Source organism: Risungbinella massiliensis, assembly GCF_000942395.1.
In the GTDB taxonomy this organism is placed as follows: domain Bacteria; phylum Bacillota; class Bacilli; order Thermoactinomycetales; family Thermoactinomycetaceae; genus Risungbinella; species Risungbinella massiliensis.
Genome location: NZ_LN812102.1, coordinates 612,876 through 627,882 on the forward strand (window position 1 = coordinate 612,876; position 15,007 = coordinate 627,882).

General features: G+C 41.0%; 13 protein-coding genes and 1 other annotated feature. Of the genes, 6 read left to right on the forward strand and 7 right to left on the reverse strand.

Annotation, left to right across the window (positions count from 1 at the left end; translation table 11 throughout):
* Nucleotides 1–67 precede the first annotated feature (67 nt).
* From aspA to VJ09_RS03525, 3 genes are all read right to left on the reverse strand, one after another.
* Nucleotides 68–1,486, reverse strand: a complete 1,419-nt coding sequence (aspA, locus tag VJ09_RS03515; protein ID WP_044640269.1) for an aspartate ammonia-lyase — start codon at nucleotides 1,484–1,486, stop codon at nucleotides 68–70.
* A 531-nt stretch (nucleotides 1,487–2,017) separates the two neighbouring features.
* A complete protein-coding gene (locus tag VJ09_RS03520) occupies nucleotides 2,018–2,860 on the reverse strand; it encodes a nucleotidyltransferase domain-containing protein (RefSeq protein WP_052807195.1) in 843 nt (280 codons plus the stop codon).
* A gap of 19 nt (nucleotides 2,861–2,879) precedes the next feature.
* Nucleotides 2,880–3,221, reverse strand: a complete 342-nt coding sequence (locus VJ09_RS03525) for a rhodanese-like domain-containing protein (protein WP_052807196.1) — start codon at nucleotides 3,219–3,221, stop codon at nucleotides 2,880–2,882.
* A gap of 107 nt (nucleotides 3,222–3,328) precedes the next feature.
* Here VJ09_RS03525 and VJ09_RS03530 point away from each other — a divergent pair, with 107 nt between their 5' ends.
* The gene (locus VJ09_RS03530; protein WP_044640270.1) at nucleotides 3,329–3,817 is read left to right on the forward strand and encodes an inorganic diphosphatase; all 489 of its coding nucleotides are present in this window, start codon (nucleotides 3,329–3,331) and stop codon (nucleotides 3,815–3,817) included.
* A 92-nt stretch (nucleotides 3,818–3,909) separates the two neighbouring features.
* On the opposite strand, the gene VJ09_RS03535 is transcribed toward VJ09_RS03530, so the two are convergent.
* Nucleotides 3,910–4,437: a GNAT family N-acetyltransferase gene (locus tag VJ09_RS03535; protein ID WP_044640271.1), complete on the reverse strand. Its 528-nt coding sequence runs from the start codon at nucleotides 4,435–4,437 to the stop codon at nucleotides 3,910–3,912.
* A 270-nt stretch (nucleotides 4,438–4,707) separates the two neighbouring features.
* Nucleotides 4,708–4,938: a binding site (T-box leader), on the forward strand.
* A gap of 76 nt (nucleotides 4,939–5,014) precedes the next feature.
* Between VJ09_RS03535 and VJ09_RS03540 the strand changes: the two genes are divergently transcribed.
* The 4 genes from VJ09_RS03540 to VJ09_RS03555 all read left to right on the forward strand — a co-directional run bounded on the left by VJ09_RS03540 (nucleotide 5,015) and on the right by VJ09_RS03555 (nucleotide 10,048).
* Nucleotides 5,015–6,172: a pyridoxal-phosphate-dependent aminotransferase family protein gene (locus VJ09_RS03540; RefSeq protein ID WP_044640272.1), complete on the forward strand. Its 1,158-nt coding sequence runs from the start codon at nucleotides 5,015–5,017 to the stop codon at nucleotides 6,170–6,172.
* Nucleotides 6,165–7,748 (forward strand): phosphoglycerate dehydrogenase, encoded by a 1,584-nt coding sequence (gene serA, locus VJ09_RS03545; RefSeq protein ID WP_044640273.1) that lies wholly within the window; start codon nucleotides 6,165–6,167, stop codon nucleotides 7,746–7,748. Before VJ09_RS03540 ends, serA begins: the two co-directional genes overlap by 8 nt.
* A gap of 42 nt (nucleotides 7,749–7,790) precedes the next feature.
* A complete protein-coding gene (locus VJ09_RS03550) occupies nucleotides 7,791–8,465 on the forward strand; it encodes an SDR family oxidoreductase (protein WP_044640274.1) in 675 nt (224 codons plus the stop codon).
* 212 nt (nucleotides 8,466–8,677) lie between these two features.
* The gene (locus tag VJ09_RS03555) at nucleotides 8,678–10,048 is read left to right on the forward strand and encodes an MFS transporter (RefSeq protein ID WP_044640275.1); all 1,371 of its coding nucleotides are present in this window, start codon (nucleotides 8,678–8,680) and stop codon (nucleotides 10,046–10,048) included.
* A 58-nt stretch (nucleotides 10,049–10,106) separates the two neighbouring features.
* Here VJ09_RS03555 and VJ09_RS17955 read toward each other — a convergent pair whose 3' ends face one another.
* Nucleotides 10,107–10,283, reverse strand: coding sequence for a PEP-utilizing enzyme (locus VJ09_RS17955; RefSeq protein ID WP_230199085.1), 177 nt, complete (start codon nucleotides 10,281–10,283; stop codon nucleotides 10,107–10,109).
* A gap of 335 nt (nucleotides 10,284–10,618) precedes the next feature.
* Here VJ09_RS17955 and VJ09_RS03560 point away from each other — a divergent pair, with 335 nt between their 5' ends.
* A complete protein-coding gene (locus VJ09_RS03560) occupies nucleotides 10,619–11,995 on the forward strand; it encodes an MFS transporter (RefSeq protein WP_044640276.1) in 1,377 nt (458 codons plus the stop codon).
* 117 nt (nucleotides 11,996–12,112) lie between these two features.
* Here the strand turns inward: VJ09_RS03560 and VJ09_RS03565 are convergent, their stop codons facing one another.
* Both VJ09_RS03565 and VJ09_RS03570 read right to left on the reverse strand, forming a co-directional pair.
* Nucleotides 12,113–13,027: an EamA family transporter gene (locus VJ09_RS03565; RefSeq protein WP_052807197.1), complete on the reverse strand. Its 915-nt coding sequence runs from the start codon at nucleotides 13,025–13,027 to the stop codon at nucleotides 12,113–12,115.
* A 172-nt stretch (nucleotides 13,028–13,199) separates the two neighbouring features.
* Nucleotides 13,200–14,828: an ATP-binding protein gene (locus tag VJ09_RS03570; protein ID WP_052807198.1), complete on the reverse strand. Its 1,629-nt coding sequence runs from the start codon at nucleotides 14,826–14,828 to the stop codon at nucleotides 13,200–13,202.
* Nucleotides 14,829–15,007: the final 179 nt, after the last annotated feature.

Sequence of the window (15,007 nt, forward strand, 5' to 3'; positions counted from 1 at the left end):
TTTTATCTAGTGTCTACTTGACGGGGTTAAGACCAAATAGAAGATGCAGTCTTTTTCTTTTCTTACATCAGGATAATTGGACAATACCAGGGGTGGTCATCTTGACTGGATACAGTATCTGATCCAATTCTTCTGCTGATAATACATCATACATCAAACACAGTTCCCGAACCGATTTTCCTGTTTCAATCGCCTCTCTAGCAATTCGAGCAGAGGTCTCATAACCTAGGTGTGGATTTAGTGCAGTAATGATTCCTACGCTTTTTTCGACATACTCTCTACAAATAGCGATGTTCGCTTCCATTCCTTCTAGACAATACTTCTGGAAGACTTGGAAGACATTGTTCATAATCTCTAAGGATTGCAAGAGGTTAAAGACAAGAACTGGTTCCATAACGTTGAGCTCTAATTGCCCTGCCTCTGATGCAAGTGAAATGGTATGATCGTTTCCAATCACTTGGAAAGCTACTTGGTTCACCACTTCGCACATCACGGGATTCACTTTTCCTGGCATAATCGACGACCCAGGTTGACGTGCAGGTAATTGAATTTCATTCAGACCTGTTCGTGGTCCAGAAGCCATGAGACGCAAATCATTGGCAATTTTGGACATATTGATCATGCAAATTTTAAGCGCAGAAGAAACCTCGGTGTAGGCATCCGTATTTTGTGTTGCATCCACAAGATTCTCTGCTCCCACTAATGGAAGCTCTGTAATCTCTGCCAAATGCTGAACAACTAACTCAATATAGCGTGGATCAGCATTGAGACCAGTGCCAACAGCCGTTGCCCCCATATTCACTTCATATAGATGTTCTCGGGTTGCGGAAATACGCTTGATATCACGTGCCAACACTTTTTGGTATGCCTGAAACTCTTGACCTAGGCGGATTGGTACGCCATCTTGCAAGTGGGTCCTTCCCATTTTAATCACTTGGTCAAATTCATCTGCTTTCTTCTGAAAAGCATTGGAAAGGGATTGCATCGTTTGAAGTAATTTCTCGATCATGATAAGTGTTGCGATATGGATGGCAGTAGGGAAAGCATCATTTGTCGATTGTGCCATGTTTACATGAGAGTTGGGGCTTAAATGGAAATAGTCCCCTTTTTCTTTCCCTACAATCTCTAACGCACGATTTGCCAATATCTCGTTGGCATTCATATTAATCGATGTTCCTGCTCCACCTTGAATTGGATCTACAATAAATTGATCAAGGTACTTCCCTTCGATCATCTCATCAGCTGCTTGTACGATCGCTTCTCCCAAAATGGGATTTAGCTGTTTTACTTCCATATTGGCAAGAGCTGCTGCTTTTTTCACCATAATGATGGCACGCCGCAACTCTGGATGTATCTGGTAACCAGTAATCGGGAAATTCTCTACGGCACGCAAGGTCTGAATTCCATATAAAGCGTCAGCTGGAACTTCTTTGGTTCCCAAAAAGTCTTTCTCCACTCGAACTGGATAAGTTTGGTTATTACTCATTGGGTTTCTCCTCTGTAATTAGCTAATTTATGATCATTTTATTTATAAAATATATAAAACCTGCGATTACAGAATAACGCAAACCCTATCCAAGTGAAAGACCTTTTGCTTAAAGTCTAACTAGCCAATTTATTCATCAATTTGCTCCATTTTTTGCATATGAATCGTAATATTTATCTATTATAGCGGAGAATACTCCCACCTCTTAGCGTTGGCAGTGTTCAAGTGAGTAACAATATCATTCTTTATCCAAATTTTCTAAACGATTATATGTATTGATAAAAGTGTCTTTATGATAAGGATGTTCCTCCGTCTGAAACACATCAGAACGGTGCTTAAACCCTCTGAAATTCAACCAAACAGAGCTCACATATCTGAAAGGACAATATCTCAAGAACAAACGGACTGCTATAACCAAAGATAACTTTCCGTTCATGAAATAGATTTTCTAAAAAATCTACATTCTCTGTTCTTTCGTAAACTCGATTAGACCGATCACAGCGAAATGTCTTTTTTCCAGTTCCATATTCTCTACTCTGACTTTTCCACAAGTGCAATCGCCTTGGAGATCCACAGACGATCCGTCTCCTTTATCTTAGCGAGCTTAGCTAATTGTTCTTCTATCTTACAAAACTCTGGGAGCAAGTTCTGTACAATAGCCCAGATATGATTTTTATCTCGTTTACATGTCCATGAAGACAATTTTTTTAGCTGTTCTGGTTGTAATGCAGATCGATCTCCTTCATATTTTGACCAATCACCATAAGAATTAGGTTGTTTTCCAGCTATTAAATACCATCCTGATACAATGATCCAACTCATTTTTTCGATACAAGAAATAGCATACAAATATTGATCTTGCAGTAATTTTCGGTATGTTTCATGTAAATGAGCAAGAAATTTTGTACAAAAAAAGTACCAATCTTCTCTAGTTACACTTACAACACAATGTTGGGACTTTTCTTGGATTGGTTTAAGAAGGTTACAAGGGTCGAATACAATTTCGATCTCTGAGAGCCATGTAGATGCAATAATATCATTTATTCGATAATAAAATAAGTCCACTTTGATAAAAATGTCATAATGTGCACTGGTATAAGGAGCTTCTGTAGACTGCTCCTCCCAAAACAACACATTCCCCCAACGCATCGTACGTTCTCGTTTCGTTTCAATAAAATGGGACAAACTCTCCGATTTCACCAAAACCCGTAAATCCACATCGGAGTATTTTCGCAAATCCCCTCGACCAATTGATCCACCATAAAAAAGTCCGAGAACGTCTGGATCTGATTTATAATCTTGTTCTATTTGCCTTTTTAATTGGTGAATATTATCGATTAAGGCCGAATCACGCACATATCGAAAGGAAAACAATCTAATCCCCCTTGGATACTTATTGTTCCTCGCGTTCTTCCCTTTCCTGTGCTGCTATCTCTACTTTGGCTAGACCACCATCAATATTAACTACATTTCGGTAACCTTTTTCCAAAAGCCAGTTGGCCGCATGAAGGCTACGAATCCCATGTGCACAAACTAAATAGATCTTCTTGTGTCGATCGATCTCACGACGCCGATCTGGTAGTTCTCCTAATGGAATAAGCTGAAATCCATCAATATGATACATATCCCACTCGTATGTTTCTCTTACATCAATGAGTTGGGAATCTTTTAATTCATTTTGATAATACTTGTCCAAAAACGATTCTGGTGATATATGATAAATGGAATGTGTCATTTTTTCTCCCTCTCTATAGCACTTTGTTGCGATTCTACCAGAAACCGAATACAATGTGAAAGAGACTTTTTAGTCGAATGTTTATACATATCAAGGAGGTCTTCCTCATGTCCAAAAATCTCGTGGTGGATGCTTTTATAGAGATCCCTACTGGTAGTCAAAACAAGTATGAGTATGACAAAGATGCAGGTGTTTTTCGCTTGGATCGTGTACTTTACTCTCCGATGCACTACCCAACGGAATATGGTTACTTAGATAAAACCCTCGCAGAAGACGGAGATCCATTAGATATCCTCGTCCTTACTTCTTTCCCTACTTTCCCTGGTTGTGTCATCAAAAGCCGTGTTGTCGGCGTCCTGATCATGTCTGATGACAAAGGGCAAGATGAGAAACTACTCGCTGTGCCTTGTGATGATCCCCGTTTTGATCATGTTCAGTCGTTGGATGATGTACAACCTCACATCTTAAAAGAGATTGCTCACTTCTTCCGTGTCTATAAAGACTTGGAAAACAAAGAGACTCATATCGAAGGTTGGAAAGACGCTGAATTTGCAGCAAAACTGTATGATGAGTGCCTAGCTCGTTACAAAGGATAATTCTTTTTGACAGAAAAACAGTTGGAAACAAGAGTTCCTCTCTTGCAAAACTCCAGCTGTTTTTTTGTAAGTAAAAAATGTCTCTCTAGGATCTAAGAGGTGCGTTCTAAATGCAATTCCCGACGCATGATGTATTCATCTATGTATTGCTCTCCTACTTTTAAAGAGTGTTGCGCCTCTCCAATTACCTCAAATCCCATCTTTTCATATAACGTACGAGCAGGATCATTTTTCTTGGCGACCACGAGAAAGAGTTGCCATAAGTCCTCATGCTTTTCGGCAAATTCAACGGTTGTTTCTACTAATTTTACTCCCAATCGCTGTCCTCGTGCTTTGGGAGAGACATAGACCGATTTAATCCAAGCCTTATGACTCTCCTTTTCACTGGTATTTCGGGCTAATGTAACAATCCCTACCATCTCACCTTCTAAAAACGCTCCCCAAGTCCAGTTTGGATCTTTCTCCTCAAGCTCCTCTGCCACTTCGGTAAGCTCACGTTGTTGCCACTCATCAACTGATTTCGCAAAATTCTCTGGATGATTTTGAAGCCCTTCCATACGTAGATGATAATATTCTTGTGCATCTGTTTCATCTAATAAACGAATCATTAATTGTGTCATGATGAGACTCCATTTCTAAGAGAACAAGGTGATCTCCCTTTTTGTTATTTATTCTCCCTAGGTTCCCTTTTTCCTATGTAGCAAATCGTTTAGTATAATGTAAATACTGTATTTCATTTTAAAAAACAACAAGAAAACTTGTTCATCATCAATAACCCCTCAAAACACGAACTTTAAATTATTTTTCACGACAAACGTTTTGTTATAGATAAAAAAATACTCATTGACAGACTATAATCTTCGTGTTAATTTGAATAAAAATAAAAACAACTCAAAACAATGATGGAACCAAACTAGAAGAAGCAACTTTTAGAGAGCCGATGGTTGGTGGGAATCGGTAGTTGAATCTAGTGGAGCACTCCGGAGCAGTATGCTGAACTCACCATGATAGTAGGTTTACTCGGTCGAACCGTTATCTCGAGAAGTCATATGACTTCATAAGATTGTTCGTGTGAACGAGCAATATATTGAGGGTGGCACCGCGAGCCTCTCGCCCCTCATCTGTCCTAGAAACAGATGAGGGACGAGAGGCTTTTTTGTATATCTTTCCAATTTGATCCAAAAGGAGCAATCGAACATGACATTTGCAGAAAAATTTCATCTACGTATTCCAGGACCAACCCCGATCCCACCGCGAGTAGCTAATGCAATGAATGCACCTATGATGGGACATCGAAGCAAAGAAGCAGGAGAGTTGTTTGTTGAGGTATCTCAAAAACTGAAACCAGTCTTTGGTACCCATACAGACCCTTTCTGGATTTCAGGGAGTGGTACTTCTGCTCTGGAAGCTGCAGTAGTTAACTGTTTGGCTCCAGGAGAAGAAGCATTGGTAGTCGTAACAGGCTCCTTTGGCGATCGCTTTGCCAAAATTACGGAACGCTATGGATACACCATTCATCGACTAGATATTCCGTGGGGGCAAACATGTACCAGGGGTCAATTACAGGACGCTCTCGCTACTCATCCAAATGTACGTGCTGTCTTCTTGACTCATTGTGAGACCTCGACAGGAATCCTAAATGATATTCAAGCATTAAGCAATGTTATTCACCAACATTCCAATGCACTGGTTATAGTGGATGCGGTTAGTAGCCTTGGAGCAGTGCCATTTGCGATGGATGAGTGGAAAGTCGATGTGGTTGTAACGGGATCACAAAAGGCGATGATGCTACCACCAGGGCTTGCCTTTCTGGCCGTCAGCCAACGAGCTTGGAATGTAATAGAAGAAAATCCAAGCCCTCGCTTTTATCTAGACCTCATTGCCTATCGTAAACAACTAGAAGCGAAGACTACTCCTTATACCCCAGCCCTCTCCCTCCTTTATGGGGCAAAAGAGGCACTGACGATGTTAGAAGAAGAAGGACTCCTAGCGGTCTATGATCGCCATCGTCTCCTTCAAAAGATGACACGGCAAGGGGTAAAAGCTTTAAAGCTGGAACTACTTTCAGAAGATGAGATCGCTTCTCCAACCGTCACAGCTATTCGAGGAGATGGAACCCAACGGGAAGCTGATGCCCTTCGAAATGCAATGAAGAAGCGGCAAATGATTGTGGCAGGCGGACAACAACAATTGAAAGGGAAAGTCTTCCGCCTAGGACATATGGGCTACTGTGATCCACAAGATGTCATTACGATGCTTAGTGTTCTAGAGATGGGACTAGCAGATTTAGGTGTAAAAAATATTTTCGGAAGAGGCGTACAAGCTGCTCAGGAGGTATGGTTCCAATATGTATAAAATACTTGTTTCCGATCCATTAAGTCAGCAAGGATTAGACCCATTACAATCGGCATCCAACATCGAAGTAATCTACGAAACAAATTTAACACCAGAGGAACTCCTCTATATGATCCAAGATGTTGATGCACTTCTAGTTCGTAGTCAGACAAAAGTTACCCGTGAAGTCCTTGAGCATGCCAAAAAATTACGTGTTGTCGGACGTGCCGGGGTAGGGGTCGATAATATTGATATCGAGGCAGCCACAGAAAAAGGAATTATTGTCCTAAACGCTCCAGATGGTAATACCATCTCTACTGCAGAACATACCTTTGCAATGATGATCTCGCTAGCTCGGAACATTCCTCAAGCATATCGCTCCACCGTTCAAGGGGAATGGAGACGCAAAGATTTTACCGGAGTAGAGTTAAACGGAAAAACACTTGGCATTCTTGGACTTGGTCGAATTGGCGCTGAATTGTCTCAAAAAGCAAAAGCATTCTACATGAATGTAGTTGCTTTTGACCCTTATTTAACAGAAGAACGAGCAGAAAAACTAGGCGTGACGAAGGCAACTTTGGAAGAAGTAATCACTTGTGCAGACTTCTTAAGTGTCCATACTCCTCTCACCAAAGAGACTCGGCATCTCATCAATCGGGATGTATTCTCCCAAATGAAAGATGGCGTTCGAATTCTCAACTGCGCACGTGGAGGAATTATTGAAGAAGAAGCACTCTATGAAGCGATTCAAGTCGGAAAAGTAGCAGGGGCAGCTCTTGATGTCTTTGAAGTAGAACCACCAACACCCAAACATCCATTATTTGAACTTCCACAAGTTATCGTGACTCCTCATCTTGGTGCTTCAACAGTAGAAGCACAAGAGAACGTTGCGATCGACGTCATCGGTGAGGTACTAAATGTTTTAGAGGACAAGCCATTCCGTAATGCAGTAAACTTGCCATCGATTCCCAAAGACCAAAAAGAAAAACTAGCTCCATATCAAGAGCTTGCAGAGAAACTAGGTTCCTTTGTAGCGCAAGCCTCTATTGGAGCAATCAAAAAAATCCGCATTACTTATGCTGGAGAATTGGCCGAGATGAGCACCTCTCCTCTAACTCGTACCATATTAAAAGGAGCTTTATCGCATCATCTAGCTGATGTTAATTTTGTCAATGCCCCTCATCTTGCAAAACAACGTGGAATTCAGTTAATTGAAGAGAAGAAAAACGTGAGTCAAGGTTTCACTCAACTAATACATGTAGAAATCGCGACAGAAAATGGGAAGAATGATGCTGCAGCAACCTTGCTAAATGGCTTTGGACCTCGGATCGTTAAAATGAACGGATACGCAATTGACGTCGTTCCAGCTGGACATCTTCTCTACATTCGTCACCATGATCAACCTGGCATGATCGGGGAAGTAGGAACCGTTTTAGGAGAACATGATATCAATATCGCCACCATGCAAGTTGGGCGCATGGCATCTGGTGGGGATGCGATCATGGTATTACACTTAGATAATGTGATTCCTACGTTTGTTCGTGAAAGTATAGCTGGTATGCAAAAGATTTCGTCTGTTACATCGATTGAACTATAGGGAAAAGATACAAAAGAAAAACTTTGTTAGGAGGAAAACCATTTGACCCAAGTAGCGATCGTTACTGGTGCTAGCAGAGGTTTAGGACGTGAGACAGCCAAAAGGCTAGCACAAGGTGGATTTGTCGTCATTGCAACAGCTCGTAATCAACAGCTACTAGAAGAATTGGCAACAGAAGTAGAAGGAATTTTACCATTTTCCACTGATCTAAAAGACGGCCAAAGTGTTCAACGACTCATCGAGTTTGCAATAGAAAAGACAGGGAGACTTGATCTGTTAGTAAATAATGCTGGTCTTGGACATTTTGCACCAGTAGAAGAGCTAACCGAAGAACAATTTGATGAGATGTATGAGGTTAACCTGAAAGGGGCGTTCCTAACATGTAAGTACGCGATCCCCCATCTCAAAAAATCACAGGGTCACATTCTTAATATTTCCAGCGTTGCAGGGTTAGAATCTTTTGCACGAGGAGCAGGTTACTGTGCATCTAAATTTGGTTTACAAGCACTCAGCGACGCACTTACTCAAGAGCTTAAACCATACCATGTAAAAGTGACTACCTTCTGTCCAGGTTCGATCAAGACAGACTTTGGCACAAAAAAAGATTATGCATTAGATCCTACGTACTTAGCAGAAGTTCTCCATACCATTGTCACGGCTCCAAAAGGAGCAATCTGGGGTCAATTGGTCATGCGTCCACAAGTGCCACAATCCTAGAAAAATAAAAGCAGAATCTCTTCTCTTAGGGAACTAGATCCACTCCGTTATTCTAAGTTTAGTAAACCGCAACCAAACAGACAAAAGATACTAGCCCATTATAAGATGCATCGCTTATAATGTTTTGATATACGAAATTTCAACCCGCCACGTATCGAGTGTGGCGGGTTCACTTTGTTGTTTTTTTGCATACTAACACTAAGGAGGATCGCATGACAAAAGAAAAACGCGCCTTGATCTTGACCCATTGTTTTCTCGTTTTTTTCTCAGTAATGAACGGCTCCATTTTTAACGTTTCGTTACCTTATATCGCGATGGAGTTTCAACTCATGCCATCAGAAGTAAGTTGGATTGTGGTTGGCTATATGATGACCTTCGCGATCAGTACAGCAACTTTTGGAAAACTTGCCGATCTCTATCCAGTAAAGCGCCTTATCACCATTGGATTAATTATTTTTGCAGCTGGTTCTCTAGTAGGATACAGTGCTAATCAGTTTTGGATGGTTATTGTGGGTAGAGTAATCCAAGCAAGTGGGGCTGGAGCCATCCCAGCACTAGGCATGATTATCGCAACTCGTTTTTTTGAATCCAAAAATCGAGGACATGCTCTTGGTTTTATCTCATCTGCTGTGGCCGTTGGCTCTGCAATGGGACCTGTCTTAGGCGGATTTATTGCCGAATATTTTGGTTGGTCGATGTTATTTTTTGTCTCAGTTGGTAGCCTGCTGGGCTTGCCTATTATGCGCAAGCTCTTACCAGACGAAGAGACACGTCCAGCACCATTTGATCTAGTAGGACTAGCCTTATTCTCCCTTACCATTTCCTCTCTCTTTTTAGGAATCAACTGGTCTAGCTGGGCACTTCTTGGTTTTATTTTGTTAGGAACTCTTTTTGTGCTTCACTCACGACGGATCACCCATCCTTTTATCAATCCACGCTTCTTTACTCACGGTCCTTATGTTCTCATTCTGGCAATGGGTTTCGCCATATTTATGTGTATGTCTATTGGAGTTTTCTTACTTCCACTAATGTTAGAAGAAGCAAACTCCCTACCTGAGAGTGAAATCGGTCTGGTCCTCTTCCCTGGAGCAATCCTCTCAGCATTTTTGGGATCTACTGCAGGAAAATGGAGTGATCACTTTGGGAGTCCAACTGTTATCCGTATGAGTTCTCTACTTATGCTAGTTGGATATCTATTATTCTCTACATTTGTTGGTGTCTCTCCTATCTTCTCTGCTATCTTTTTCTTATTGGTTTACGTTGGATTCTCTAGCAATCAATCGGCACTTAGCAACTACACATCGCAAAACCTTCCTCCTGGCGGAAGCGGTGTGGGAATGGGACTCTTTAGTATGAGTAACTTCCTAGGCAATGCGATGGGACCAGCCTTGATTGGCGACTTTTTAGAGAAAAGAATGGATCACTGGAATCCTCTTTATACCACTCAGTTTACAGCTTTTAGCAATAGCTACCTTTTGATCGCAATCGCGATGGGGAGTATCTTTTTCCTACTTCCGTGGATTCATTATGTAAAACAGCAAAGTAAAGAAGGCGTAAGACAGATTCAAATGGCTCAGAAATGATGGCTATCATGAAAAGGATCCCACTTAGAACTATCATCCAAGTAGGATCCTTTTTGTTTCATTCCATTATATAAACCATCCCTTTTCCTCCATCTACGATTACCCTATCTCCCATATTAAGCTTTGTGGTAGCATTCCCACCGACTACTGCCGGGTTACCAAGTTCTCTCACTACTATAGCTGTAACACGACGAACCTTCAGGAACTGGGTAACCGTTCTGAAACTTTCTAACAAGCATGCCACCTTTCCCACTAGCTGATACTTGCAATTCAGGAGTTAGTTCGGAAAAACTTTTTACCAAAACTCCCATACTAAATACTCCCTTTCCTACACTTCTTCTTACAAACATCCTCTTCATGTCTTTTACGGTCTCACTTATATTAAGCAATGCCTTAATGTCCCTGATCGTGATGCAAAACCAGAAGCAAGTCTCACTTCTGCTCTTTTTGGTTATTGGAATATTTTTCAGGATGTTTCTTGGCGCTAGAACATGTTATAAAAGAACATCCCAATAATTTTGCATGATCACAGCAATCAAATAAGAGAAGCAATAAGGAGGAGATACAGTAATGGAAACAGACTATAGAGGAACAAATAAAATGATTATTGGGATTGTGTTTGGTGTTATTACATTTTGGCTATTTGCACAATCAATGGTAAACGTAATTCCATCTGTCCAATCTGATTTAGGTATTTCATTAGGGACTATTAATATTGCGATCAGTTTAACAGCGTTGTTCTCTGGTCTTTTTATTGTGGCGGCTGGTGGATTAGCCGATAAAGTTGGACGAAAGAAAATTACATATCTTGGATTATGGCTCAGTGTGATTGGCTCTCTTTGTCTAATATTTGCACAAGGGCCTGTCCTATTGATAATTGGACGTGTTATACAAGGACTGTCTGCTGCTTGTATCATGCCAGCGACAATCGCATTAGTAAAATCTTATTTTGAAGGGTCAGAAAGACAACGTGCCTTAAGTTACTGGTCCATTGGATCTTGGGGCGGATCAGGTGTTTGTTCTTTCGCAGGTGGTGCAATAGCAACATACATGGGCTGGAAATGGATATTTATCTTTTCCATTATATTTACACTTTTGGCAATGGTACTTCTCAAAGACATTCCAGAAAGCAAAAGCACTCAGACCGAAACTCATCGATTTGATTATACTGGGTTCGCATTATTTTTCATCACCATACTTGCATTCAATATCGTTATTACACAAGGGCAAGATATTGGATGGACAAACCCCATTATATTAGGATTAATCGCAGTTACAATTATAGGAGCCGTTCTTTTCTTTAAAATCGAAAAAGGAATCGCAAATAGATTTATTGATTTCTCCTTGTTTCAAAACAAACCATATTCTGGAGCAACCATTTCAAACTTTTTGTTAAATGCTGTTGCAGGAACTCTTGTTGTTGCGAATACATATGTACAAGTTGGAAGAGGTTTTACCGCTTTTCAATCTGGTATGTTATCACTTGGATATTTAGTTTCTGTACTTGCTATGATTCGTGTTGGGGAAAAATTATTACAACGCACAGGCGCAAGAATGCCAATGATTGTTGGTTCTTTGATAACCACGATCGGGATCGGGATCATGGCGTTTACTTTTTTACAGGGAGCCGCTTATACCATCGTCGTATTCATTGGTTTTGCTTTATTTGGAATCGGACTCGGTATGTATGCAACTCCCTCAACCGATACAGCAGTATCGAATGCCCCTTCTGAAAAAATAGGGGAAGCTTCTGGAATTTACAAAATGGCCAGCTCACTTGGTAGTTCCATAGGTGTAGCTCTATCAGCAGCAGTATATGGTGCTTTCTCAGCTGTAGAAAGTGTTGAAGTGGCTGCATCTGCGGGTATCCTAACAAATGTTGCTTTCGCTATCCTCGCATTGCTTTCGATATTATTTACAGTTCCCAAAAAAGGCACCAAAACGTAACGGCAATATCTTAGAGAAAAGAGGCTATCGACCAGTCACTCACTATTAAAGGGAAACAACAACATGAGAAATCAATTAATGAAATTAATAAAGACCGTAAAGAAAACCAGAACCAAATCACGCTTCTGGTTCTGGTTTTCTACTAGAATGTTTTTCAGGTGACTTTGATTTATACTCGGCAAGCCAGATCCCAAAAAGTATGACTACAACTCCACTCCAACGGAACAAACTTACTTCTTCTTGTAAAAGCAACGCAGCGGCAAGGATTGCAACTGGAAGTTCTACAGAACCTAGGAGAGATGCAACTCCTGAACCTAAGTGAGGAATAGCTTTGGTAAAAAGAAAACTTGGTAAAAAAGCACCACTAATCCCGAGGATCAGCCCCCATTTCCAAAGACCCTCGATTAAGGCACCATCTGTATAAACCGTCGGGGAGTAGAGAGCGAGTATCAACATAAGACTTCCTGTATTGAGCCAAGCTCCGCGTAGGGTAGGTGGCAATCCAAGTCCGAGGCTTCCACTCGCAAATATGAAACCTGTATAACCGATTGCAGCTAAAAGGCCACATAAAAATCCGATGAGATCCAATCGATCTAACTGTCCGATCTGAATTCCAGCCGCAAAATAGGTTCCGATTAAAATGACAGACACAGAGAGCCATTTATAAGCAGATGGTGCTTGTTTGGTTCGTACTGACTCTACCACCACACCCATCCAAGTAAACTGGAATAACAAAATAATTGCTAAAGACGGTCCTAAACGTTCAATTGCAATGTAATAAACAATCGTTGTCAATGTTGGAAAAGCACCACTAATAATGAGAATCCATAATTTTTTTTTAGGATAATCCCGTATTGCTTTCCAATCTCTAAATGCAAATATCCAAAGCAACAATGTTCCAAATAAAACCTGTCCAGCTGCTACTTGAGAAGCGTTGTACCCATCTCCATAAGCAAATTTCGTAATTACTCCCGTCATTCCATAAAAAGAGGCGCCAATGAGTACATAGAGACTGGCACGTAAGCGACTCATACTCATCACATCCTTTCCTATATCATTTCCTTTTGTTCACAGAGAGAACCGCCATCTTTTGAGCATCTCACTCAAAAAAATGGCGGTTCTTCTTTGAACTTCACTATTTTACGTTATTCTTACTGAATCAGCAATATCCATACACAAGTAGCAATTTATCACATTATATATTTTATCCAATTAATTCTTCGCTGTCCTCTGTTCGTGGTGCCTCTTTGGGTAATTGTACGGAGAAAGTGGTTCCTACCCCTACTTTGCTTCGTACAGTGACAAGTCCTCCATGTGCTTGTACCAAATGCTTCACAATGGAAAGACCAAGTCCCGTCCCGCTTGAGTTATCTCTTGTACGTGCTTTATCCGCTTTATAGAAACGTTCAAAAACAAACGGTACATCCTCTTCCGGAATTCCAGTGCCAGTATCTTCTACCTCGAGATATACATAGGATTGGTCCCAAAAAGTACGAAGCGTTACCTTTCCACCATTTGGTGTATGTCGAATTGCATTACCAATCAGGTTGGTCAAGATTTGCTCCACTTTATCTTCATCCCAGAGTGTATCAGGTAGCGGATCGTGAAACTCCAATGTAACTTCCAGCTCTTGTTCTCTAGCCAGATTCTGAAATTTCCTTACTACTTTTGTGAGATAAGGCTTCATCGAAATTCGGGATAGCGAGAGTTCAATGTTCCCAGATTCCATTTTGGCCAAATCAAGTAATTCAGCAACCAAGCGGCTCATTCGAAGAGATTCATCATTTATAACTTGGGCTATCTCCCGTCGAGCTTCTGGAGTATCTGCAATATCATCTAATAGAGCCTCACTGTAGCCCTGTAACATCGACAAAGGGGTTCTAAGTTCATGGGAGATATTCGCTACAAAATCTTTGCGTAGCTTATCCAACTTGCGCTGCTCTGTTACATCCCGGAATACAGCCACAGCACCACGAAGATGATTGCGTGCATAAAGCGGCGCCATAACAAAGGCCCAAGTACGCCCTGCCTCCATTACATCCCCTGTCTGCTCTGTTTCGGAGTCCATTACCGTCTCAAAAATATGTTGTAATTTCGGTGGCAAAGAATTGCTAGCATAAGGAAAGCCCTCTACTTGCTTCCGATGCAGAGACAGGAGTCGCTCAGCAGGTGGATTGGTCAAGATCACTTTCCCATGTGCATTGAGGGAGATGACCCCGTCGATCATACTGCGGACGATACTAGTTAATTGTTCTTTTTCATGGGAGAGCAGATTAATTGATTCTTCTAACTGAGCTGCCATTCTGTTAAATGTGAGCCCTAGATCCGCAATCTCATCTCGTTCATGAGAGCGAACAAATACCCTAGTTTCCAATTCACCATGCGACATTTTATCAGCAGCCTTTTGGATCTGGATCAACGGTTGAGTAATTCGGGTAGAGAGGAAAAAAGCAAATACCGTTGTGAGAGCAATCGCGATCAAAGCAGAGTAAAAAATCCAACTTTTGATATCTTGCTCAATTAGTTGATCCTGTGCTTGATAAAAAAGGATTGCACCGGCAATATCTTTATCTTTTCCCTTTAGATAAGGAACTGCTATAAACTGAACATTGTTTTTAAGAATGGAGGAACTCTGTCCATCGTCATCTATACTTACTTTGATCGTGCCCTCGGTCGTGTTGCCTTGGAGGACCTTTTTTAGATCAACTTTTCCCTTTAACTCATTGGTGAGCTGGGAATTTTCAGTTTTGTTCTTTCCGATATTTTGTAGCGTTCCATCCGGATTAATAATACTGATATTGGTATCAAAAGCTTGAGATATTTGGTAGACCATATTGAGATATTCTGTATTGTTTGAACCAGATTTGGATATTTTCTCTTGTACATCTACTGCTAATTGCTTTAAGCTGACTCCCTGATCTTTTAGGTATGTCTTCTCTACTTGTTCACTTAAAAAAAAGGCTCAAAAGAGTAAGAACGAGCGAAACCAGTATGATGATCGTCAGCCAGAGT

Excerpts from the sequence above, each read along its gene's own strand:
- aspA (WP_044640269.1), bottom strand. The coding sequence starts at position 1,486 with ATGAGTAATAACCAAACTTATCCAGTTCGAGTGGAGAAAGACTTTTTG.
- VJ09_RS03525 (WP_052807196.1), bottom strand. The coding sequence starts at position 3,221 with ATGACACATTCCATTTATCATATATCACCAGAATCGTTTTTGGACAAG.
- VJ09_RS03530 (WP_044640270.1), top strand. The coding sequence starts at position 3,329 with ATGTCCAAAAATCTCGTGGTGGATGCTTTTATAGAGATCCCTACTGGT.
- VJ09_RS03535 (WP_044640271.1), bottom strand. The coding sequence starts at position 4,437 with ATGACACAATTAATGATTCGTTTATTAGATGAAACAGATGCACAAGAA.
- VJ09_RS03540 (WP_044640272.1), top strand. The coding sequence starts at position 5,015 with ATGACATTTGCAGAAAAATTTCATCTACGTATTCCAGGACCAACCCCG.
- serA (WP_044640273.1), top strand. The coding sequence starts at position 6,165 with ATGTATAAAATACTTGTTTCCGATCCATTAAGTCAGCAAGGATTAGAC.
- VJ09_RS03555 (WP_044640275.1), top strand. The coding sequence starts at position 8,678 with ATGACAAAAGAAAAACGCGCCTTGATCTTGACCCATTGTTTTCTCGTT.
- VJ09_RS03560 (WP_044640276.1), top strand. The coding sequence starts at position 10,619 with ATGGAAACAGACTATAGAGGAACAAATAAAATGATTATTGGGATTGTG.
- VJ09_RS03565 (WP_052807197.1), bottom strand. The coding sequence starts at position 13,027 with ATGAGTCGCTTACGTGCCAGTCTCTATGTACTCATTGGCGCCTCTTTT.
- VJ09_RS03570 (WP_052807198.1), bottom strand. The coding sequence starts at position 14,828 with ATGGTCTACCAAATATCTCAAGCTTTTGATACCAATATCAGTATTATT.